The organism is Paenibacillus sp. N3.4, assembly GCF_008017805.1.
Lineage (GTDB): Bacteria > Bacillota > Bacilli > Paenibacillales > NBRC-103111 > Paenibacillus_E.
In genome coordinates this window covers 1-18,945 of record NZ_VRTT01000104.1, presented here as the reverse complement: position 1 = coordinate 18,945, position 18,945 = coordinate 1, and the positions used below count along the sequence as shown (strand labels likewise).

Below are 18,945 nucleotides of genomic sequence, written 5' to 3'. Positions count from 1 at the left end.
GAGTCATTAGCTCAGTTGGTAGAGCACCTGACTTTTAATCAGGGTGTCGTAGGTTCGAATCCTACATGACTCACCATTTGCCTTATTTACACTATGCGCGTATGGCGGAATTGGCAGACGCACTAGACTTAGGATCTAGCGGGCGACCGTGGGGGTTCAAGTCCCTCTACGCGCATAATACTCTAATAAGTGACGAACTAGCAGGCAGTTTATTGCAGCCAGTTCGAATCGAGAGTACTGCCTTGCATGGCTATAAGCATGCCGGAGTGGCGGAATCGGCAGACGCACAGGACTTAAAATCCTGCGGTAGGTGACTACCGTACCGGTTCAAGTCCGGTCTTCGGCATTATCTTAACTTCATACGCGCGCCCTTAGCTCAGCTGGATAGAGTATTTGACTACGAATCAAAAGGTCGGGAGTTCGAATCTCTCAGGGCGCGCCATATAAGCCGGCGTGGCGGAATGGCAGACGCGCTCGACTCAAAATCGAGTTCTAACGAGTGGAGGTTCGAGTCCTCTCGCCGGTATGATCTTCGGGACGTAGCTCAGCTTGGTAGAGCACCTGCTTTGGGAGCAGGGGGTCGCATGTTCAAATCGTGTCGTCCCGACCATTTAATTTAGTAACTTGCGGGCGTAGTTTAATGGTAGAACTTCAGCCTTCCAAGCTGATCGCGCGGGTTCGATTCCCGCCGCCCGCTTAACAGAGAAAGAACTTGAAGCCCTTGCGATGCAAGGGTTTTTTTGTTATTAGAGATCCCCTATAACACTGAAAATCTTGCTAACTGATAAAACCGTCAGGATACACTGTAAAATATAATCGCGATGCATAATCCTCCCCTACAAAACCCACATTAACGAAGTTACTCTAACTCGAACTCAAAGGGAGACTTCGCCATGCAACAGCAAACGCAGCCTAATAATCAAACGCAAACGGCACCTAGTACCAACCATGGAGGTCATGAGCTTTTTGATTTACATGAGGTGCTTGGTTGTAACATCAATGTGTTGGACCAATTCATGATTTCCAGACAGTTTGTGCAAGATAACGAACTTCTGGATATTTTGGATCGTCAGTACAATTTTGTGCTTTCGCAATACAATGTAACCGCTGAGTGTTTTACAACAGGGCAAAAGCCAAGTCAAGAAACGTCCACGTATATGATTAAACAGCTGACGCAGCCGATCTACGGCATAAAGCCAACGCAACCGAAAAAACCAAACCAGTCACTCGCTTATGTGAAGGATGCCGGGATTAGCGGACATATGATGGGCCTAATTAAAACACATGCCTCGTTGCTGACAATGACTGCAGTCGAAGTGACGAATCCGGTTGTTCGACGCGTTTTAGCCTCTCAGGTACAAAATTATATAGAAATGGCCTATGAAATCTTCCTTTATCAGAACAAGCATGCCTACTATCAAGTGCCGCAGTTAGAAGCTTCCGATATGCAAAAAATGCTTACAGCTTTTGTCCCTGCAACAGGGACACCGCAATTGCCAGCCAATAACAAAGCAGCAGCGACTGTTCACTAGCTTACGGCTTCTGAAGCCCAGCCTCGGTCTAAAAGCCGCTGTTGGGCTTTTCTTAAACAAACAGGGGAGGCCGATGGCCGATGGTCACTTCGCGGCATAGTAACAGGGACGACAATAAGAACAAGCTATCTTGGTGGCAGCTAATGATGTTTGGCGTTGGCTGTACAATAGGTACCGGATTTTTTCTTGGTTCCAGCATCGCCATTCAAAAGAGCGGCTTTATGGTTTTGTTTATTTTTTTACTGGCGGCGTTAGCGACTTTATTTGTTTATGATGCACTGGCACAAATGACTGTTTTGAATCCTGAGAAGGGATCATTTCGAAGCTATGTGAAAGAAGCCTATGGCCGCTGGGCAGGTTTTGGCATGGGATGGTTGTATTGGTCCTCGGAAATGCTTATCTTGGGCAGCTCCTTAACGGCGATTGGGATTTTTACGCAGTTTTGGTTTCCGAGTCTACCGCTTTGGCTGTTAGCTGCAGGTTACTCGGTCCTTGCACTTTTTGTTGTTATTCTTGGATCTAAAGGAATAAACAAAACGGAGAACATATTCGCCATCGTCAAAGTGGCGGCTATCATGATGTTCATCCTCGTAGCCGGGATTGCCTTTATTAAAGGAACTAACGGAGTAAAATCTATTCAGGGTAGTGCGATTCAATGGTTTGGATCTGGTTGGACCGGAGCATGGAGAGGGCTTTTGTATGCGTTCTATGCATTTAGTGGCATAGAGGTGATGGGCTTCATGGCGGTGAATTTGCGTAATCCCCAAGATGCTCCTAAGGCAGGAAGATTCATGCTTCTTGCTATTACAGTACTTTACGTGTTTTCTCTCGGACTAGCGCTTCTTTTTATTGCGAAAGATCATCTAACGCCTGATAGGAGTCCGCTGCTTATTCCGTTAGAGATTATGGGTTTACCTGTTCTGGTGCACATCATGAATGCAGTGCTAATTATTGCAGGATTTTCTATCCTCGTTGCCTCGTTATACGGCGTGTCCACGATGTTGGTTGCTCTGGCGGAAGGTGGGGATGCGCGTCCTGGTTGGCAGATAGGAAAGGCAAGAAGCAGTTGCCGCTTTATGCGCTAGGCATGAATACGATAGGTCTGTGTGTTTCTATTATTTTGGCGTTGGTGATGCCGAGTCGAATTTTTGAACATATAACGACGGCTGGTGGTCTGGTTCTTCTATATACGTGGTTGCTGATCGTGGCATCGTACCTGAAAGAGCATAAACCGGGAATTAGCGGGCAACTGAAATCTTGGGTGGCGATCTTTCTCATTGTGACGGCTGCAACGGGACCACTTCTGGAGAAAAGCGGAAGACCCGGTTTTTGGACCAGCCTGCTTATCGTCCTAATTATTGTGCTAATCACGTTCTGGATGAAGCAGAAATCGTCACTTAAAGAACCGGCGTAACGGTTATTATTTGTGAAAACGTACACCTATGGTCTTAAGTTTATTTTTCATATAAGTGTAGGGACATCTAGAAGGGATGCTTTCATCATCACGCAAGAAATATTGCTTCCATTCTTGGTTATCCTCCTCACCGTACCATTTCAAAGAAGGATGCGCGGGGATACCATCATATTCGACTAATTTCTGACGAATTCGTTTTTTCATATGACGTCCATAAGGGGTGGAATCGTTGATTTCTTCAAATACCCACCGTGGCTGGAAAGCGATGAGGAAATGCGGAAACATCCGACTCTTTCGTACGATATGTGCAGGTGTTCCGCAAAAGGAGAAATACGGCTCCCCATCGAAACAAAACTCCCAGGAATGGTGGGAAGGATCTGTTGATATATGCTCAGGCCATGGCGTTTGGTCTTTGGCGCTAGCCCGGCTTAGGACAGACCAAAAAAGCTGCTCGTAGTCTTCTACAGAGGAGCTTTTAAGCATGTCTTCGGGCGTATTGAAAAAAATAACGAGTGAGGCAAATTTGCCTGTTTCCCGTGAACATTGGCGATACGCCTGTAGGAGCTGAACAACTTCCGAGATCGCTTGTTCCGATCTTGGATCAGCTGCAAAGCCAAAGCGCAGGTTATTAGTAAGGAAACCCTGACGCCCGGGTATACAAGGGTATGAATTTTCTGGATCTGCAATCATGTTGCCGAATTGGCGAAAGGCGCCTTGCTGCCATGCCGGCAGGGTGGTTAAATGTTCATCGAGCCAGGCTTTGGCGTATAGATCAGCCATGTAGGTATAACCTCCTTCATGAGTACGAAGCATACTATGCGAAGGAGGCTATATGGGTGAGTGCCCACTTAGGTGCTGCAAACCTTTCGTTTAATCAGTTAGCTGTCTAAAAGCTTGATAGCCAAAATAAATACCAAAGCCAATGAGGGAAAGACCAGCGATTCCAGAGATCGTTTGCAAGGTAGTGCGATTTCCGAACTTGTGAAAGGAGCTGGCGAGCGTGGCCATGACAATATCCCACATTAGGATACCGGCAAAAATGCCCGAGCTGTGCCACAGTACCTGGATAAGACCATAGCTCTGTACACTTTCTGCTAAAATGGAGCCATAAATGCCGAGCCAAAATAAAATATTAAGCGGATTCGTAAGCGCCATAATAAATCCGGAGCGAAATGAGCTTACGCTGGATTGGATCTCAGACGAGCTGGTTGCTGGGGGTTGCTTCACATTCTTTAAGGTGTCTATCCCGGTATAGATAAGCACAAAACAGCCAAACATCCATAGAAATGTTTTCATAAAAGGCGTACTCAGAAAATGAGCCAAACCAAAATAAATGAGCAGCATATACAGCAAATCGGCACACATCGCGCCCAAACCGATCAACCACGCATGGGTAAAGCCGAATCTGGCTCCCTTATCGAGTTGAGCTGCGTTTATAGGACCGATGGGTGCCGATAACGATATACCTAGAAACATATAAGTGATAAAAGCATTCATTCACATCGCTCCCTGAACATCAAATAACTTATACAAGTTATTGTATGCCAGCCAGCTTCTTGTTAGAAGGATTAAAGCAGCTCAACAGCAATGGGTGTACACTTGTATCCATTGCAGATGCTTTCTTCACAGGGACAAGCAGATATGGCCACAATCAGGTCCATTTCCGCACGAAGCTCGATAGAGTCGCCTGCTTTCGATAAAGGTTTCTCTATACGGATTTGTCCTGAAGGCTTAATGACGGTGTTCATAAATAAATTAAAGGGATAATGCTGATCCGGAGCGGGGATATCGAATTGGGCCAGTGCGTTATTTAAGTTCATATAGCAACTCGCATGGTTTCGCTTATTGTACAGAAACTCATACATTTCAGGGCGACAGGCTGAGTTAATAAAATCGTGCGTTCCTACGGTATCCTTAACAATGGTAAGCATAGGCTTATATTTATTGGAGTAGATCACATCGCCTGGCTTCACTTTCATGGCATGCAAAGCATCCATGGTAACGCTAGGGTCAAGACGTTCGCTAAAATCATCAGCACGATAGGCAACAAAATCGGCTACTTGTTCACCTGCAACATCAGTAATCCGAACAACTTCCCCCTTCTTCAGCTGGAGGCTAAGGCCCTCGGTCGCAGGAATTAGCCATTGTTGTGTGATCATTCATGGTCCTCCCTATGTAGGTTACACTTACAGTATGGCTCTTCGTATACCAATTCATTGATGGATTTATGTGGTGATTCCTTCCTGGGTTATAAATAGGATGTTTATATGTGTGACTGAGAGAAAAGGATGGTTGGATCATTGTCCAACGACAGAATAATAACCTGTCTTGCGACAGAAATATGACCTCTCATTTTTTTGCGACAGAATAATGACCCGTCTCACAACATGCTTTTCTTGTTAATTTACTCCAACATGAAACACACCAATTACGGTTTCACCATCAACGTCATACAGCGGAATATCACGACCGCCTGGCGATCTACTGTTCTGTATCTCAATGGCTTCCTCGGGTGATTTTGGTAGCTCACTGTCTATGTCTTTTTTCAGCACATATCCTTTTTTGCCATCCACACCTATAGCACTTATTAATTCAGGTCCCATTTCTGGAGAAGTAGTATCTGTGGCAGAACCGTATGTCTGTCCGTTTTTATTTTTAGGATAGTTCATATTCTTAGCTCCAATGTGAAAAGAACCAATTATGGTTTTCCCATCAACATCATATAACGGGACATCACGACCAGGTTCACCGAGATAATCTTTTTTCAGCAAATATCCTTTAATGCCATTCATACTTCCTGCTTGGATTAAATCAGGTAGCATTTCAACGGAGGTGGTTTCTTCAGCAGAGCCGTATGTCTGTCCATGTTCATTTTTAGGATAGTTGAGAGGATTTGTATAACTTTGATTAGTCGCACTTTTAGCATATATGCTTTGGAATGCCATTGCACCTCCCACTACACAAACGATAAAAACAACACCAATCAATGTTCTGAAGCCTTTAGAGTAGTACACCCTCACATTTGTTCACTCCCTTCTAAAGTTTCTCACTCTTTACTCTATAATCGTTCTACCCCTTCTTTTTACTTCTTATACGACACCAAGCATTAAAAAGTTGCGTATATCTCCCGTTAATTCAAAAAAATGGAATAAACATGAACGAAAAGAATGATTTTGACTAGCTACGCATCAGGATCGCCATCTTTTGCAATATTCAAGTGATTATTTTTCATCTATCAACTGGTATTGAAATAAGTCTTTTCGAATTTGGGATAATATGATAGACTAATCCATTAATATGAATAATATCCTAATTTATGGGGAAATGAGGTGTTCCATGTCCTATAATTAGACTGTCAGTCGTCTAAAAATATGATTCCGTTAGTACGAATAAGGAGGAATAATTTAATCATGTTTATTAAAAAGAAGATAGCAGCATTAATCTGCACGTTGATAGTGGGTGTTGTTTCTGCAACAGTTGCGTCCGTAGCATTTGCGGCCAGTGCAACTGGCTCTCTAACTGTTTACAAAGTCGATTCTACCACCTACTCTAATTATGCAGAAGTACATAATAGTGAAAGTAGTTTTTATCCCAACGATGTAGTCGCACAGGGAAACCTTTCCGTTAGTGGTAATTCTAATGTTCCAACAGGCTACATAGGTGTAAAAACTGAGTTATACAGAGCAGGTACTCTATGCAAAGTGCATGACTGGTATTATAATGCTAGTGAGGCTGGAGGTCTTCAGACTAGTTCCCAGGATAATTGCGGGGCAGGCAACTATACAGCTAAAGGACAAACTGCAGCATATAGTTTTGGCGAATACGTTAAATACAATATACTTAGCAGCCCAGCTATATCTGGAGGTTCTAATACTCTGGCTATTACAATGACGAGTTCTTCAACACTTAGTGCATCCACTAACGAAGTTGCTTCCAGTTTCTCGAAAAATAAGAATGGCGAGACATATGGATCAGCGGAAAAAGTGGCACCAAATTCAGAACCAGATTTAATTCAAGCAATTGGTGTTGATGGTATTTTTGGATATGTGCGAGCTGCGGATTTGAATACAAAAATGCCAAAAAAACCAGAGGAAGCAATATCTAAACAACATAGTTTTGCTCAAGAAAGTTTTAGAGAAATTAAGTTATATGATGTGGATGGCGAAAAGGTAATAGGTACATTCCATATATCTCAAAGACCAGATGATGTGAAAGAATTTAAGAAATAAATTATTCATTGATTAAAATTATAAGCGTAAGAAAAAGGTGTGAGGATATTTTCTCACACCTTTTTCTTACAAACTCCTTGGTCGTTGACGATTCATCAATGATCTGCAAATCGTGCTCCAGGTTTAGCGTGGAATGTATGTGTCTTCAGCCTTCGTTCTTAATCGAGCCTCCCGATGAGGAGGGGCCAATCGTCGTCAAGAAGTCTAAAATGGGAAGAGGATTGCAGACATAGCGGAATCAATCCTTTCTCAAATGTCACCGCTCAGTTTCCCTGACCGGGATCGCTAAAATGATTGCAGAAGCTCATTTCAGAGAACAGGTCACTATTCTGTCGCCAACTTACAAACAGGGCACAATGCTGTCGCATTTTCACGACAAGCATTGTGCCCTGTTTGTATTTAGAATTGCTGTAGCATCAACATTACCAAACAGGTCACATTTCTGTCGTTGGACAATCATTCAGAATAAATCGTTCAGTTGCTCATTCGAAGTCGGATGGGCTCTTATTCATAAATAATTATCATTCGTTCGACCAATCTTGTGATACGATCTAGATAAAAGGAACGCTTTCTTATATACTAGAAATGAAAACGTTATCTTTTTAAGATCATTATAGAAAAACTGCGGGGGCATTGTTCTGAAATGAAATTTAAAAGAGTTACAGTTCAACAAGGTAAAAAGCAGTTTACCATTTTACAGCCGCTTGATCAGCCACGAAATCTTTGGTTTGCCGAACCTGTTATTGATTCACGCAGTGTATTAGCAAACGCGGAAGGATTTGCTTTCTTAAGAGATTTATTTCTTATCGCGGCTCAAAGTACCGATCCTCATGAATGGTTTTATGCATTGGGACAAGGCTTTAATGAACGAACACCGACGATGGTAACGGAAGAGACGAGGAACTCGTATACCATGGGTGAATTTGATTTGAATCTTGCTTTATTTAACGGTGGTCAAATCCCTATTCAGCTTCGGAAGGTAGGCTCCATTCATCATTCTCTCTCGGGCTTGGAAGCGGAGACCATAGAGATTGAGCCTGACTTGTCTATGCTAAGCTTGGCGGTTGAACAGCCAGAAGTCACTGCTTCATTTCATGTATCCACCACCAACGAGAAGGTTAAAATGATGACAATTGGTGCAGAAAAAGACATCCTGCTGCGCCTCGCTTATCTATCCGATCAATTCACTCGTATGGAGGATGATTCGAAGCATAATTTTCATTCGCATATCGATCAATTCGCTTTGGCCGAGATCAGCGGTCTGAATCTTATGTATTATTTTAGTGCCTAATTTGTTTCACCACACAGAGCCGCTCTTTCTCATTGTAGAATAGAGCGGTTTTTATTTTGACGCTTCATGTAACCTTTTGATGGATGTTATGGTATAGTCAAATCACGAGCTATCGTGTATGGCGCGGCTTTCAAAAGGGAGAGAATGAAATGAATCAACAGATACTGGATAAATATTGTGTAGAGACCATTGGCTATGCGGTTTCAAAAATTGGGAAAATCAAAAAAGTGACAGACCGGACGATCCATGTAGATTGGGGAACCAAGGTCATGATCTATCTCAATAAAGATTTCAAGTGGATACCGGTTACTAAAGAAGAGATTGAAAAAAAATACAAGAAGAATAAATTTACAGATGCTATGCTCAAAAGAGCGTTGGAACTAGGTTTTACCATCCAATAGCATGTTAGAAGTGACGGCCAGAACATCCACCAAACGTGGGTGTTTTTTCATATACGCATGAGCTGAATACACAGCCGCAAAGCAGCCTTTCTCAAATTATGGTTAAGGTTCATTGTACATTTTCCCAATTGTCTGATTACTTTTGCATCCTTCATCAGACCTGTGTAAGATTAGATCTATAGACAATCTATATAGGAGGGGTTTCATGGTTTTTGGCGCACGTGTATGGAAGACGGGAATAGCCGTGGCATTGGCCTTGTATATCAGTGCATGGCTTGGTTTCACTCCTCCCGTTATAGCCGCCGTGGCAGCGATCTTTGCGATGCAACCATCGATTTATCGCTCATGGCGTTATTTTCTTGATCAAATACAAACCAATATTCTGGGAGCAGCGTTGGCTCTCTTAGCGGGTATGTTCTTCTCCAATAATGTGATTGCAATTGGGATTGTATGCATTCTAGTCATTATTGTTTGTTTAAGGATGGGTATGGAAGAAACGATTGGAGTTACGCTGGTCACGGTTGTAGCGGTCATGGAGGCCTCCGGTGAATGGCAGTTTGCCTTAAATCGATTTCTACTGAGTTTAATCGGAATCGGTTGTGCATTCGTAGTGAACGTGTTGTTTTTTCCGCCCAAGCCGAAGGAACAGTTTGCTGCACAGATTCAAACTACTTTTCAAAAAATGTCGCTCCTTTTACGCACCGTAATTTCGGATGAGATCAAGGAAACCGTCTTCCGTGAAGAGAAGGGCTCGCTGGAAAGCGGCTTGCAATCTTTGAGCAGCAAGTATGGGCTGATGGAGGAAGAGGTTAAGAAACTGAGACATGCCGGTCTCAGCCGTGTTCGTCAGCTGATTATTTACAAACAAAAGCTCCAGGTTATGTACAAGGGACTTGCTGTTCTCAATGCTGTAGATGAGCATTATTTCCAATCCCCCCGTACGGAAGAACTGGATCGTTATTTTGACAGTCACATTGAAGAACTGATCAAGTTTCACGAGCACGTCTTATTGAAATTCGATGACAAACTAAAGTCTGATAGTAAAGAAGGGTTGGAAATGGACGCGCAGAATGAGCGTTTCATGTCCTTTCTTATGGAACATTATCATGACAAACCGAGCGGTATGCTGCGGTTAGCAATCGTTGCTGCTGCCATGTACGACTATGGTTATCAAGTGATGCGGTTGGATAAGCTCGTTGAGCATTATCACCGCGGGGAAACAGAAGAGAAGGAACCCTTTGATATGCTGCTCAAAAGCATTAGGTTGAAATAGCAGGAATGCCGTGAAATCGCGATGCAGATAAGTAGAAAAGGAGGGGGCTTTTATCAGTCCGCACATCAGATGATGAGACAAACGAGAAGAAATCGGGCAGTTAAAACAAGGAAGATACCCCATTTTCACCAACGCATTGTTCAGATGGCAACAGCTTTAATGGCATTAATTATTATTTGCCTGTTATTTGTGAAACCCTACATCGGCATGGCCGATAATGGAGATTTTTTTAGAGAAATTCATAATGTGGGTATATATGATTTAACGACTACCTTTGAAGATCGTCATTTCGGGTATTTTACTCGTTTATTTGGGATCAGACAATTTCCATATGAGTTGAACACGACATTTATTTCCTCATTATCCCTAGTGATTCGGGTTGCGTTAACGCTTGATCTATGGCTGACAGCCGATAATATTTTTGATGTTAGAATGATGGGTGTTATCTATACAGTCTTATTCCTTCTTGCTTTTTACATGCTTCTTAAGCAGTTAACAGAGCGAATGAAGGCACCGTTAGTGGCGATAACAGCTGCCATTTCGATTTTCATATTTGGTGATATCGGATATATCGCCTATTTTAATTCATTTTACGGTGAACCGGCCTCTTACGTATTTTTGTTTTTGACTTTGGCATTTATGTTTAAGTTGTTGAGGACATCTAAACCTTCTGTGTCGAATTTTATTCTTTTCTTTGTGTGTGCGTCTTTTTTCGTGGCGGCCAAACAACAGAATGCACCAGTCGCGATATTAATCGCGATCGTGTCTGTTCGGTTCTTCTTTCTTAGGAAAGACAAGCTGTGGAGGTCGACAGTCATTACGGCGACAACCCTGCTGATTGCATTAGGGGGTTTTGTGTTCGGTTCGATTACAGATGATATTAAGCACATTAATCAATACCATGCTTTAACACGGGGTATACTTGCGGATTCGATCAATCCGGAGCGAGATGTGAAAGAGCTGGGACTTGATCCGAAGTACTCCTTATTGGGAGGGACGACTTACTATGACAAGTATGTGGTGGAACCTCCAGAATCGGATCAGATGAACAAAGAGTTTTATTCTAAATTTGGGTATACTTCCATTATCAAATATTATGTCTTACATCCGGACAGAGCTTTTGAAAAACTGGATCTGGCCGCCAAGAATGCCTTTGCTATTCGACCGCAAGTGATCGGTAACTACGAGAAAGCCGCAGGGAAATTAGAGGGTCAGAAGGCAGCTCTATGGTCAGGCTGGAGTACGGTGAAATTAGTCATCTTCCCTAAAAATTTCAAATTTATTGTGTTCTTTTATGCCATTTACTATGCCGGTTTAGTACGGATCTATGTACAGCGTTTGCGGAGCAAAGACACGAAGGGAATGATCAGTCTGGAAGTGTTTGGCTTGATCGGCTTGATTGGACTTGCTCAATTTGGAGCTTCCTTTCTTGGTGCCGGAGATGCGGATATGGCCAAGCACTTATTCTTATTTGATGTTTGCTATGATTTTATGTTCGTTGTCATCCTTGTCAATTTCATTGATGCATTATACGTGAAACTTAAGGTCGGAGAAAGGGTGAACCTGCCATGGGAGAAGCCAAGAAACTCGATATCTGGGTAATTGTACTTGCAATCTTGATCTATGGGGTTGTCAACCTGTTTGTTTTGCTGCCTAAAGAGTTTTATTTTGAAAATATGATTATGCTCAGCGTATTGTTCACCATAGCTATTCTTTCTTATTTCACGGGGATGGTGATCTCCTTGGGGATGGGCGCTTTAGTTATTTTTTTCTATGGCAGTTATGTGATGTACGGCACAGTTGTACTTGGAAAAGCGGTCGAATCTCATGTGTATTATTGGATGGTCTTGGTACCTGGATCAGCCGTCGTTAGCGCCACGATCGGGAGTAAAATCCGGTTGATTCAGGAAGAGAATATTCGGATGAAAAGCGATTATGCCAAATATGTGACTGTAGATGAAAGTACGGGTTTGAATAATGTAAAAGCCTTCTATGGCATGCTTACCCAATATATGGGGCTGTCCCGCCGCTATAAGCTGCCGCTTAATTTGATGATGGTCAATATCATGTATTTCGAAGATATCAAAAGTATAGTCGGACAAGACAGAATGGAAGACATTTTGAAACTGATCGGCCAACAGCTTGTTGATTTGACGCGCGTGGAGGATCGCAGCTACATGCTGGAAGATGGGCGAACCTTTGCGACACTACTTTTTGGCAACGCTGTTGGCGCTGAAGTCGTCAAGCAGCGAATTAAAGAAACGATCCAGCAATACAGCCTGGACCATGCTGTTGCTGTTAATATGGAATTAAGAGTAGGTATTGCTGAATATAACGATAGCATCAAGGATGTTATCAGTATGCGCAAGGCGGCTGAAAAGGATATGGAATACGATGTTTAGCAAGCCTAAAGGGGTATTGTTCTGTCTTGTTCTTCTTTTTTTTATGCTTATAAATTCTTCTCTAGGTAAAGCTATGTATGTAGTGCCTGATAAGGAAAGTAGTTCTGTTAAACAAGGGGACCCATCTGCGATACTCTTGTATGGCGGTTATGATAATCCCCAAGAGGGAAGACAGGAGCTTATGACCCTATATAGTTTAATAAGGGGTTATTGCTCGAAGGTGAGTCTTGTCCGCATCGATAACTATCGCTCTGATTTGCTGGACAATGCCCAGTATGTTTTCTTAGCAGGCATGAGCCAGGAACAAGTAAGAACGGATATCGGCTTAGATCTGCAAAAATTCAGCGGCGTCATAGGCTGGATCGGAGGCGGAATAGAGCGTTATGCGAATTACGGACTTATGACTGGCTTTGCGGTTGACGGATACACCAGCAAGTTTGCTGAGCTGCATTATCCATTTCGTCTGATCAACCGGAAAGTAGGTGAGAGTCTACTCATTGGCCAACGGGGATTAACGCCTAAGCTGCGTTCCTTGGATGAGCAAAATGTGTCAACCTACGGTTCTTTATCCGACGGCACACGATCGTATGCTTATGCGCTAAGAAGCGGGAATGTATGGTGTGTAGCAACCTTTGCCAAAGAAGGTACAGACAGTCCCGTCTTCCGGGACTTATTAAGCCGAATGTTCAATAAACCAGCAGAAACGCCACGCGTATTTGTAAAACTGAATCAGGTTAGTCCTTTTATCGATTTTGCTAAGTTAGAGGCAGAAGCCAAATGGTTGAACGGACAAGGCGTGCCTTTTATCGTCGAACTTCGACCTATTTTCGTGAATACAGATTTGCCGCAAATGCAAAGGTATTATCAGACGCTGCAGCATGTGCAGGAATGGGGTGGAACGCCTGTTCTAGGAAATCTGCTTGGCTGGAAACTGCCGGATGAATGGCAATCGGATATTAGCGGATATTTGTCCATAGCCGGGGTAGACACGATGACACCAGCCAAGTTAATGGATGCGTCCTTGCAAGCTTATTTGCAAAATCATATTTATCCGGTTGCTTTTTCGGGGCCTCCCGATCTTTTGTTTGATCCTGAGCTGTCAGGGGTATTAAATTATTTCTCCATGTATGTCCAAAATGGCGCTTGGCAGGGTTACTCTCGTGATATGCTGCCGGAACAAACGTGGAAAGGAACTTTTATACCTGATATAACGTCTGTTAAACAAGATATTGACAATATTGACCAAAGGTCGATAATGGTTCCCGACCTCACTCAAGCTGAACAGCCCGCTGTTCTTGATTTTGACAGCACAACAGAAGAGGATCGCCTTCACGCAGTCGTTCTGCACTTGAAAGAGACTGGTGTAGGTTTTGTAAATCTGGGGAGAAAAGATAGCCGCGTTACTTTTGGGGACACCCATATTGCAGTCAGCAATGGCATTCTAACGGTTAATGATAAACGACCTGCTGATTTGTCAAATCAAGTTATCTCGGGTGGAGGCGGAGAGAATCCGACAGCGATAAGCGGAACGAATAAGCGAATTAAGCAAACGATGTACTTCGTTTTGATTTTAGCTGGATTATTCGTAGGGTTATTTATCGTCGCTTTTATTGCGGGCAAGAGAATAAATAGGAAGAAGCATGTGAGGTGAGAAAATGGGGCAGCAGCTTGGCATTGTGGATTACCTGTTTCTGTATTGCATGGTTTCGATATGGGTCATGCTGTTTGTGAACATCGTCCTTACCATTGGCGGATATATCTATTATTTGAAAACGTTGAAAATGAATTTGGATGAACCGCTTAATGCTTATCCGTTCGTTTCCATTCTCATACCTGCGCATAACGAGGAGAAAGTCATCGGGCAAACGGTCTCTGCGCTTATTGCCCTCGATTACCCGAGGGACAAGTATGAAATTATCGTCATTAATGATAACTCCTCGGATCAAACAGGTGAAATCTTGGCCAATATTCAACGGCGGGTGCCTGATTTTAATTTGAATATTATTACGACGGATACCGTTACAGGCGGTAAAGGGAAATCAAATGCGCTTAATATTGGTTTTCAAAAAAGTAAAGGCGAGCTGATTGCCGTTTATGACGCGGATAACACGCCTGAGCGCAATGCGCTGAAATATTTGGTTCATGCGCTGAGGCGGGATGATTCTCTCGGTGCTGTCATTGGTAAGTTCCGCACAAGAAATAGAAACAAAAACATGCTGACCCGTTTTATTAATATCGAAACACTTGGCTTTCAATGGATGGTGCAAGCAGGCAGATGGCAGTTATTCAATCTGTGCACGATACCGGGAACGAATTTCATTGTTCGGAAAAGCATCATCGAAGAAATGGGCGGCTGGGATACGAAGGCAATCGCCGAAGATACGGAAATTAGTTTCAGATTGTATCGCCTTGGTTACAAAATTAAATACATCCCCATGTCTGTTACCTGGGAGCAGGAACCCGAAACCATTCCTGTATGGATGCGGCAAAGAAGCAGGTGGGTGAAGGGTAATGTGTACGTCCTCGTCAAAAACTTCAAATTGCTTTTTTCCGGCGAATCCAAGTATATCCGATTTGATCTTCTGTATTTTTCTTCCATTTACTTTCTTTTTCTCAGCTCTGCAATCATTTCTGATCTTATTTTTTTACTTGGCGTTTGCGATATCATTCAATTCAAGGTGGCAGGAAACACCGCGTTATTATGGTTGATGGCCTATCTCATTTTTATTTTGGAAATAGCCATCGCTTTAAGTATGGAAAAAGGGGAAAGCAACCCTAAAAATATTGCATTGATTGCTTTGATGTATTTTACCTATTGTCAACTTTGGTTAATCGTGGCAATCCGAGGTGTATGGCTCTATGTGAAGGACAGTTTTCTGGGTCTGGAAGCTAAGTGGTACAAAACCGAAAGATTCTAGAAAGGAGGAAAGAGATGAAGCTGATGAAGCATATTCTGTACCTTGTTATATGCGTAGGGTGCCTACTTATTCTCTCACCCAGCACTTTTGCTGTAGAGAATGACAGCAGTGCTAGCACCCATAATTACTTCTTTAGTGATGATGCGGAGTTTAAGGGAAGCTATGGCGCTGATCGTATGTATGTGACTGTGGACAAGCACTGGAAGCTGCAGAACGCATCGCTTCATCTCTTTCTGACCGTTAGTGAGTTGGCGAAGCCTGCAGCCATAACGATCCTGGTTAATGATCAACCTGTTCATTCCGAGGCGCTTCGGCGGGATAACAATCGAAAGGATACGTTGGAGATCAGTCTGCCTACGGAAGTGTTCAAAACGGGTAACAATGAAATTCGAGTGGAAGTCAGCGAAACAGACGCTACACTCGCTTGCGTAAACGATCAAACCGATGGAAGCTGGGTTGTGCTGCACAAAACCTCTTATGTGCATGTAGATTTTGAGGAGCAGGCGTTGTCGAACAATATTAATGAGTTTCCGTATCCGTTTTTGAAAGCAGGCGAGGAAAAAGGTGCCCAGTCCAGCTCTCTTGTCATTGCTGACCAAGCAGATGACGAAGAAATCGCTGCCGCACTTCAAATCGCCGCCAGCTTGGGTGGATATGCCAAAGAGCAGGATATTCACCTCAACTTGGCCACCTATTCACAAACGATGGCAAGTCCAAAGAAAAACAATGATCTTCTTTTTATAGGCAAATGGAAGCACCTTCCTGCTGAAATACGCGTTAAGACCCCACAAGAAGTGGTTGAGAAAGTAGGTCAGGGGGCACTTTTATACAAAGTTCAGTCCCCTTATGATCCTGCCAAAATTATTATGGCGGTCGTTACGGATCTAGATGATGGCATGTTAACCCTTGCTGCTAATCTTCTGCAAAATCAAGATCTGACGGCCCAGATTAGTTCCGATATCGGATTTATTGCCAAAGGAATAGATGTGAGTATGAAGAATCCCGCGCCAGCCGATCATATGACATTGAAGGAACTTGGCTACGCAGGAGGAATAAATTTAAAAGGGCCTTACCGGCAGCAAACATCGGTAGGGGTCAAGCTTTCTTCTAATCGACTTGTGCTTCCAGGGGCCAAAGTATCCTTGCAAGTTCGATATGCAAAAAACATTGATTTTACGAAGTCCCTCCTTACCGTTTACATCAATGGAACTCCTATCGGAAGTAAAAAACTAGAGCAGGATAAAGCAGATGGAGATTCCATCGAAGTAAATATCCCTAATAGTGTGATTGGCGCACGATATATGGATGTAAGTGTAGCTTTTGATCTACAAATGACCAACGCCAACTGCGTGCACATTGATAACAACACACCTTGGGGTTTCGTTGATGAGGCATCCTCCATTTATTTGCCTACGAAAGATGAGCGTGCTTTGTTGCTGGATAACTATCCATGGCCTTTCATTAAAGATGGCAGATGGAACGATACGGTTGTTATGCTTCCTAGTGCCAATTGGCAAACGCAGCTTGATTTGATAGGAAACATGTTTGCGTATATGGGGCGTGATATCCAAGATAATACCGGATCGCTCCGGGTTCTGCGTGAAGCGGGTTTCTCAGATAAGCATAAAGATGCCAATCTTATCCTAGTAGGAACTCCCGCAAGCATTCCTGCTCTGAAAGACATAAACAATCATTTGTGGTTTAATTATGACAGCAGCTTCAGTTATTTTTTGTCTAACGAAAAGAGACGCTTACTTGAGGATTTCTCGCGTAATTTGGCTTCTATTCAATTAATGGTTTCGCCTTTTAACAATCAGCATGGATTATTAGTTGTCACAGCGCCAAAGGAAGCTAATTTAGACCACGTCAAAAAGTTCCTGACCGAATCCAAGTACGTCTCCAGTATGGTTGGCAATGCTCTTCTTGCTGACACATGGGAAAACTTCACGAACCATTACTTTGTAAAAAATGATAATCTCTCTCTGACAGAGAAGATCAACATGAGCAGTACGCAGCTTAAAATATTCACGATTATCTTCTTAACCATTCTGATCCTATTGATTATCGGTGTGGTGCTTTACTGGAGGAAATTCAGAAGGAGGTAGAGATGTTCTCGCATCATAAACCCCGATTTCTTTCCCTTGCTGTTGTGATCATTGTGACGGCGGTAGTTGTATTTACATGGATGCATGGGAAAGTTATGCCTTCTTCTGATTTACTATCGATGAAATTAAAGTCAGGCAATTTGTCGGTCGACTATACATGGAGTCAAGCGCTATTGGATGTGGACCGACTCTCCCTAAATACAGTCAATGTTCCCGTGAAAGTTTCGATTGATAACGTACATGCAAGTAAAATGAGCCTCGATATCCTTAGCGTACAGAAGGCAAAGGAATTGATTAAGGAACTTAAGAAAAGAAACATAACGGTCATTTTAGAGCCCTATCCGTGGATATCCTCAGGGGAACAGTACGAAACCGATTGGCAACCCGATAATATCCCGGATTTCTTTGATAATTGGCAGAATGTCGTATTGAACCCCCTTATTCAACAAATAGCCATTCCAGAAAGAGTGGATGCCTTATGCATGGCTTCAAATCTTCGTTATCTCGAACCATACGTGGAGAAGTGGAGTTCTGCAGCGGATAAAATAAGGGAGCAGTATAAGGGGCTCCTCACCTACAAAAGCAATTGGTGGTATACCGCTGCTTGGGACGAGCCCAGTAAGCAGGCTTTTGAAGAGAAGCTGAACAACGCTATTTTCTCCAAAGTAGATTTCATTTCAATTGGTGCATATTTTGAACTTTCGGATCGCTCCGTCAATACGGTTGATCAGCTCAAAGCGGATTTGCTTGCTTCTTCTATTTATCATCGTCAACAGCCTATTATTGATGAGATCGAACGCTTGCATATAAAATGGAACAAGCCGATCTTCTTGGGGGAACTTGGTTTTCCCAAACGCGATTATGCAGCTATGCACCCATGGAATCCCTCGCCTTCTGATGTATACAATGGTGAGGAGCAAGCAAGAGGCTTTGAAGCTTACCGGCAAGCATTTACACAAGACTGGTTTTTAGGTTTTTCTGTATTTGCCATCGGTAAGGATGGAGAGGATAAGCATTACTATCCTTCTGAAGAAAGTGCTGCTGTGATTAGGAAATGGTTTGAGGAATAAAGAAGAAGCCTCTAGTGAATAATGAGGTAAATCACCCTATTTAAAAAATAATCAAGTTAAAGCTTGCAATCTCTATCCGGATTTGTTATATTACTCCTTGTCGCTTCGGCGGCCGAACGAAAGATTGAGAGATAACGAAAAAAAGTTCTTGCAATCGAATAGGTCGCTGTGGTATATTAATCAGGTCGCCTTTGAGGGGCGAAGGATTAAAACGAAAGAAATTGATCTTTGAAAACTGAACAACGAGTGAGTAAGCACGAACGAGCAATCGTTCAAAAAGAGATTGTAAAATCTCGCTAGCAACGCAAAT

18 protein-coding genes and 7 tRNA genes are annotated in these 18,945 nt (G+C 43.0%); 20 read left to right on the top strand and 5 right to left on the bottom strand.

All coding sequences use genetic code 11. The annotated features are described in order from the left end of the window. The 10 genes from FU659_RS31535 (at position 1) to FU659_RS37870 (ending at position 2,946) form a co-directional block, all read left to right on the top strand. Positions 1 to 76: transfer RNA gene (locus tag FU659_RS31535), tRNA-Lys, on the top strand. Between the two features lie 19 nt (positions 77 to 95). Further along, positions 96 to 175: transfer RNA gene (locus FU659_RS31530), tRNA-Leu, on the top strand. 85 nt (positions 176 to 260) lie between these two features. Then, a tRNA-Leu gene (locus tag FU659_RS31525) sits at positions 261 to 346 on the top strand. Positions 347 to 365: 19 nt separating this feature from the next. Further along, positions 366 to 442, top strand: a tRNA-Arg gene (locus FU659_RS31520). Positions 443 to 447: 5 nt separating this feature from the next. Then, a tRNA-Leu gene (locus tag FU659_RS31515) sits at positions 448 to 526 on the top strand. Between the two features lie 7 nt (positions 527 to 533). After that, positions 534 to 610: transfer RNA gene (locus tag FU659_RS31510), tRNA-Pro, on the top strand. Positions 611 to 626: 16 nt separating this feature from the next. Next, positions 627 to 697 (top strand) — tRNA-Gly (locus FU659_RS31505). Positions 698 to 893: 196 nt separating this feature from the next. Further along, positions 894 to 1,532: a spore coat protein gene (locus FU659_RS31500; RefSeq protein ID WP_147951192.1), complete on the top strand. Its 639-nt coding sequence runs from the start codon at positions 894 to 896 to the stop codon at positions 1,530 to 1,532. 80 nt (positions 1,533 to 1,612) lie between these two features. Beyond that, a complete protein-coding gene (locus FU659_RS31495) occupies positions 1,613 to 2,617 on the top strand; it encodes an amino acid permease (RefSeq protein ID WP_261808183.1) in 1,005 nt (334 codons plus the stop codon). Then, on the top strand, positions 2,572 to 2,946 hold the full coding sequence (locus FU659_RS37870) for a hypothetical protein (RefSeq protein ID WP_261808182.1): 375 nt from the start codon (positions 2,572 to 2,574) through the stop codon (positions 2,944 to 2,946). Before FU659_RS31495 ends, FU659_RS37870 begins: the two co-directional genes overlap by 46 nt. Before the next feature lie 6 nt (positions 2,947 to 2,952). Here FU659_RS37870 and FU659_RS31490 read toward each other — a convergent pair whose 3' ends face one another. The 4 genes from FU659_RS31490 to FU659_RS31475 form a co-directional block, all read right to left on the bottom strand. Then, complete coding sequence (locus FU659_RS31490; protein ID WP_147951191.1) at positions 2,953 to 3,726, bottom strand: YqcI/YcgG family protein; 774 nt, start codon at positions 3,724 to 3,726, stop codon at positions 2,953 to 2,955. A gap of 90 nt (positions 3,727 to 3,816) precedes the next feature. Continuing rightward, on the bottom strand, positions 3,817 to 4,443 hold the full coding sequence (locus tag FU659_RS31485) for a LysE family translocator (RefSeq protein WP_147951190.1): 627 nt from the start codon (positions 4,441 to 4,443) through the stop codon (positions 3,817 to 3,819). 71 nt (positions 4,444 to 4,514) lie between these two features. Further along, positions 4,515 to 5,102 (bottom strand): urea carboxylase-associated family protein, encoded by a 588-nt coding sequence (locus tag FU659_RS31480; protein ID WP_261808184.1) that lies wholly within the window; start codon positions 5,100 to 5,102, stop codon positions 4,515 to 4,517. A 243-nt stretch (positions 5,103 to 5,345) separates the two neighbouring features. Continuing rightward, entirely contained in the window at positions 5,346 to 5,933 is a 588-nt protein-coding gene (locus tag FU659_RS31475; RefSeq protein WP_222708690.1) for a hypothetical protein, read from the bottom strand. Positions 5,934 to 6,356: 423 nt separating this feature from the next. Here FU659_RS31475 and FU659_RS31470 point away from each other — a divergent pair, with 423 nt between their 5' ends. The 10 genes from FU659_RS31470 (at position 6,357) to FU659_RS31425 (ending at position 18,635) form a co-directional block, all read left to right on the top strand. Then, positions 6,357 to 7,175, top strand: a complete 819-nt coding sequence (locus FU659_RS31470) for a hypothetical protein (RefSeq protein WP_147951187.1) — start codon at positions 6,357 to 6,359, stop codon at positions 7,173 to 7,175. A gap of 643 nt (positions 7,176 to 7,818) precedes the next feature. Beyond that, the gene (locus FU659_RS31465; protein WP_147951186.1) at positions 7,819 to 8,466 is read left to right on the top strand and encodes a hypothetical protein; all 648 of its coding nucleotides are present in this window, start codon (positions 7,819 to 7,821) and stop codon (positions 8,464 to 8,466) included. Positions 8,467 to 8,615: 149 nt separating this feature from the next. Next, complete coding sequence (locus FU659_RS31460; protein WP_147951185.1) at positions 8,616 to 8,867, top strand: hypothetical protein; 252 nt, start codon at positions 8,616 to 8,618, stop codon at positions 8,865 to 8,867. Between the two features lie 205 nt (positions 8,868 to 9,072). After that, on the top strand, positions 9,073 to 10,140 hold the full coding sequence (locus tag FU659_RS31455; protein WP_147951184.1) for an FUSC family protein: 1,068 nt from the start codon (positions 9,073 to 9,075) through the stop codon (positions 10,138 to 10,140). 69 nt (positions 10,141 to 10,209) lie between these two features. Further along, positions 10,210 to 11,742 (top strand): glycan biosynthesis hexose transferase WsfD, encoded by a 1,533-nt coding sequence (gene wsfD, locus FU659_RS31450; protein ID WP_187274527.1) that lies wholly within the window; start codon positions 10,210 to 10,212, stop codon positions 11,740 to 11,742. Beyond that, positions 11,709 to 12,542: a GGDEF domain-containing protein gene (locus tag FU659_RS31445; protein ID WP_147951182.1), complete on the top strand. Its 834-nt coding sequence runs from the start codon at positions 11,709 to 11,711 to the stop codon at positions 12,540 to 12,542. The genes wsfD and FU659_RS31445 overlap by 34 nt, the downstream gene beginning before the upstream one ends. Further along, the gene (locus FU659_RS31440; protein WP_147951181.1) at positions 12,535 to 14,193 is read left to right on the top strand and encodes a hypothetical protein; all 1,659 of its coding nucleotides are present in this window, start codon (positions 12,535 to 12,537) and stop codon (positions 14,191 to 14,193) included. The genes FU659_RS31445 and FU659_RS31440 overlap by 8 nt, the downstream gene beginning before the upstream one ends. A gap of 4 nt (positions 14,194 to 14,197) precedes the next feature. Further along, positions 14,198 to 15,460, top strand: coding sequence for a glycosyltransferase family 2 protein (locus tag FU659_RS31435; protein ID WP_147951180.1), 1,263 nt, complete (start codon positions 14,198 to 14,200; stop codon positions 15,458 to 15,460). A 14-nt stretch (positions 15,461 to 15,474) separates the two neighbouring features. Next, positions 15,475 to 17,565, top strand: coding sequence for a cellulose biosynthesis cyclic di-GMP-binding regulatory protein BcsB (locus FU659_RS31430; RefSeq protein ID WP_147951179.1), 2,091 nt, complete (start codon positions 15,475 to 15,477; stop codon positions 17,563 to 17,565). A gap of 2 nt (positions 17,566 to 17,567) precedes the next feature. After that, a complete protein-coding gene (locus tag FU659_RS31425) occupies positions 17,568 to 18,635 on the top strand; it encodes a glycoside hydrolase family 113 (RefSeq protein WP_147951178.1) in 1,068 nt (355 codons plus the stop codon). An 85-nt stretch (positions 18,636 to 18,720) separates the two neighbouring features. Here FU659_RS31425 and FU659_RS36600 read toward each other — a convergent pair. Beyond that, positions 18,721 to 18,945: hypothetical protein (locus FU659_RS36600; RefSeq protein ID WP_222708689.1), on the bottom strand; the 225-nt coding region annotated here is incomplete at its 5' end.

Coding starts and splice junctions, on each gene's coding strand:
- FU659_RS31500 (WP_147951192.1), top strand. CDS start 894: ATGCAACAGCAAACGCAGCCTAATAATCAAACGCAAACGGCACCTAGT.
- FU659_RS31495 (WP_261808183.1), top strand. CDS start 1,613: ATGGTCACTTCGCGGCATAGTAACAGGGACGACAATAAGAACAAGCTA.
- FU659_RS31490 (WP_147951191.1), bottom strand. CDS start 3,726: ATGGCTGATCTATACGCCAAAGCCTGGCTCGATGAACATTTAACCACC.
- FU659_RS31485 (WP_147951190.1), bottom strand. CDS start 4,443: ATGAATGCTTTTATCACTTATATGTTTCTAGGTATATCGTTATCGGCA.
- FU659_RS31470 (WP_147951187.1), top strand. CDS start 6,357: ATGTTTATTAAAAAGAAGATAGCAGCATTAATCTGCACGTTGATAGTG.
- FU659_RS31465 (WP_147951186.1), top strand. CDS start 7,819: ATGAAATTTAAAAGAGTTACAGTTCAACAAGGTAAAAAGCAGTTTACC.
- FU659_RS31460 (WP_147951185.1), top strand. CDS start 8,616: ATGAATCAACAGATACTGGATAAATATTGTGTAGAGACCATTGGCTAT.
- FU659_RS31455 (WP_147951184.1), top strand. CDS start 9,073: ATGGTTTTTGGCGCACGTGTATGGAAGACGGGAATAGCCGTGGCATTG.
- wsfD (WP_187274527.1), top strand. CDS start 10,210: ATGATGAGACAAACGAGAAGAAATCGGGCAGTTAAAACAAGGAAGATA.
- FU659_RS31445 (WP_147951182.1), top strand. CDS start 11,709: ATGGGAGAAGCCAAGAAACTCGATATCTGGGTAATTGTACTTGCAATC.
- FU659_RS31440 (WP_147951181.1), top strand. CDS start 12,535: ATGTTTAGCAAGCCTAAAGGGGTATTGTTCTGTCTTGTTCTTCTTTTT.
- FU659_RS31435 (WP_147951180.1), top strand. CDS start 14,198: ATGGGGCAGCAGCTTGGCATTGTGGATTACCTGTTTCTGTATTGCATG.
- FU659_RS31430 (WP_147951179.1), top strand. CDS start 15,475: ATGAAGCTGATGAAGCATATTCTGTACCTTGTTATATGCGTAGGGTGC.
- FU659_RS31425 (WP_147951178.1), top strand. CDS start 17,568: ATGTTCTCGCATCATAAACCCCGATTTCTTTCCCTTGCTGTTGTGATC.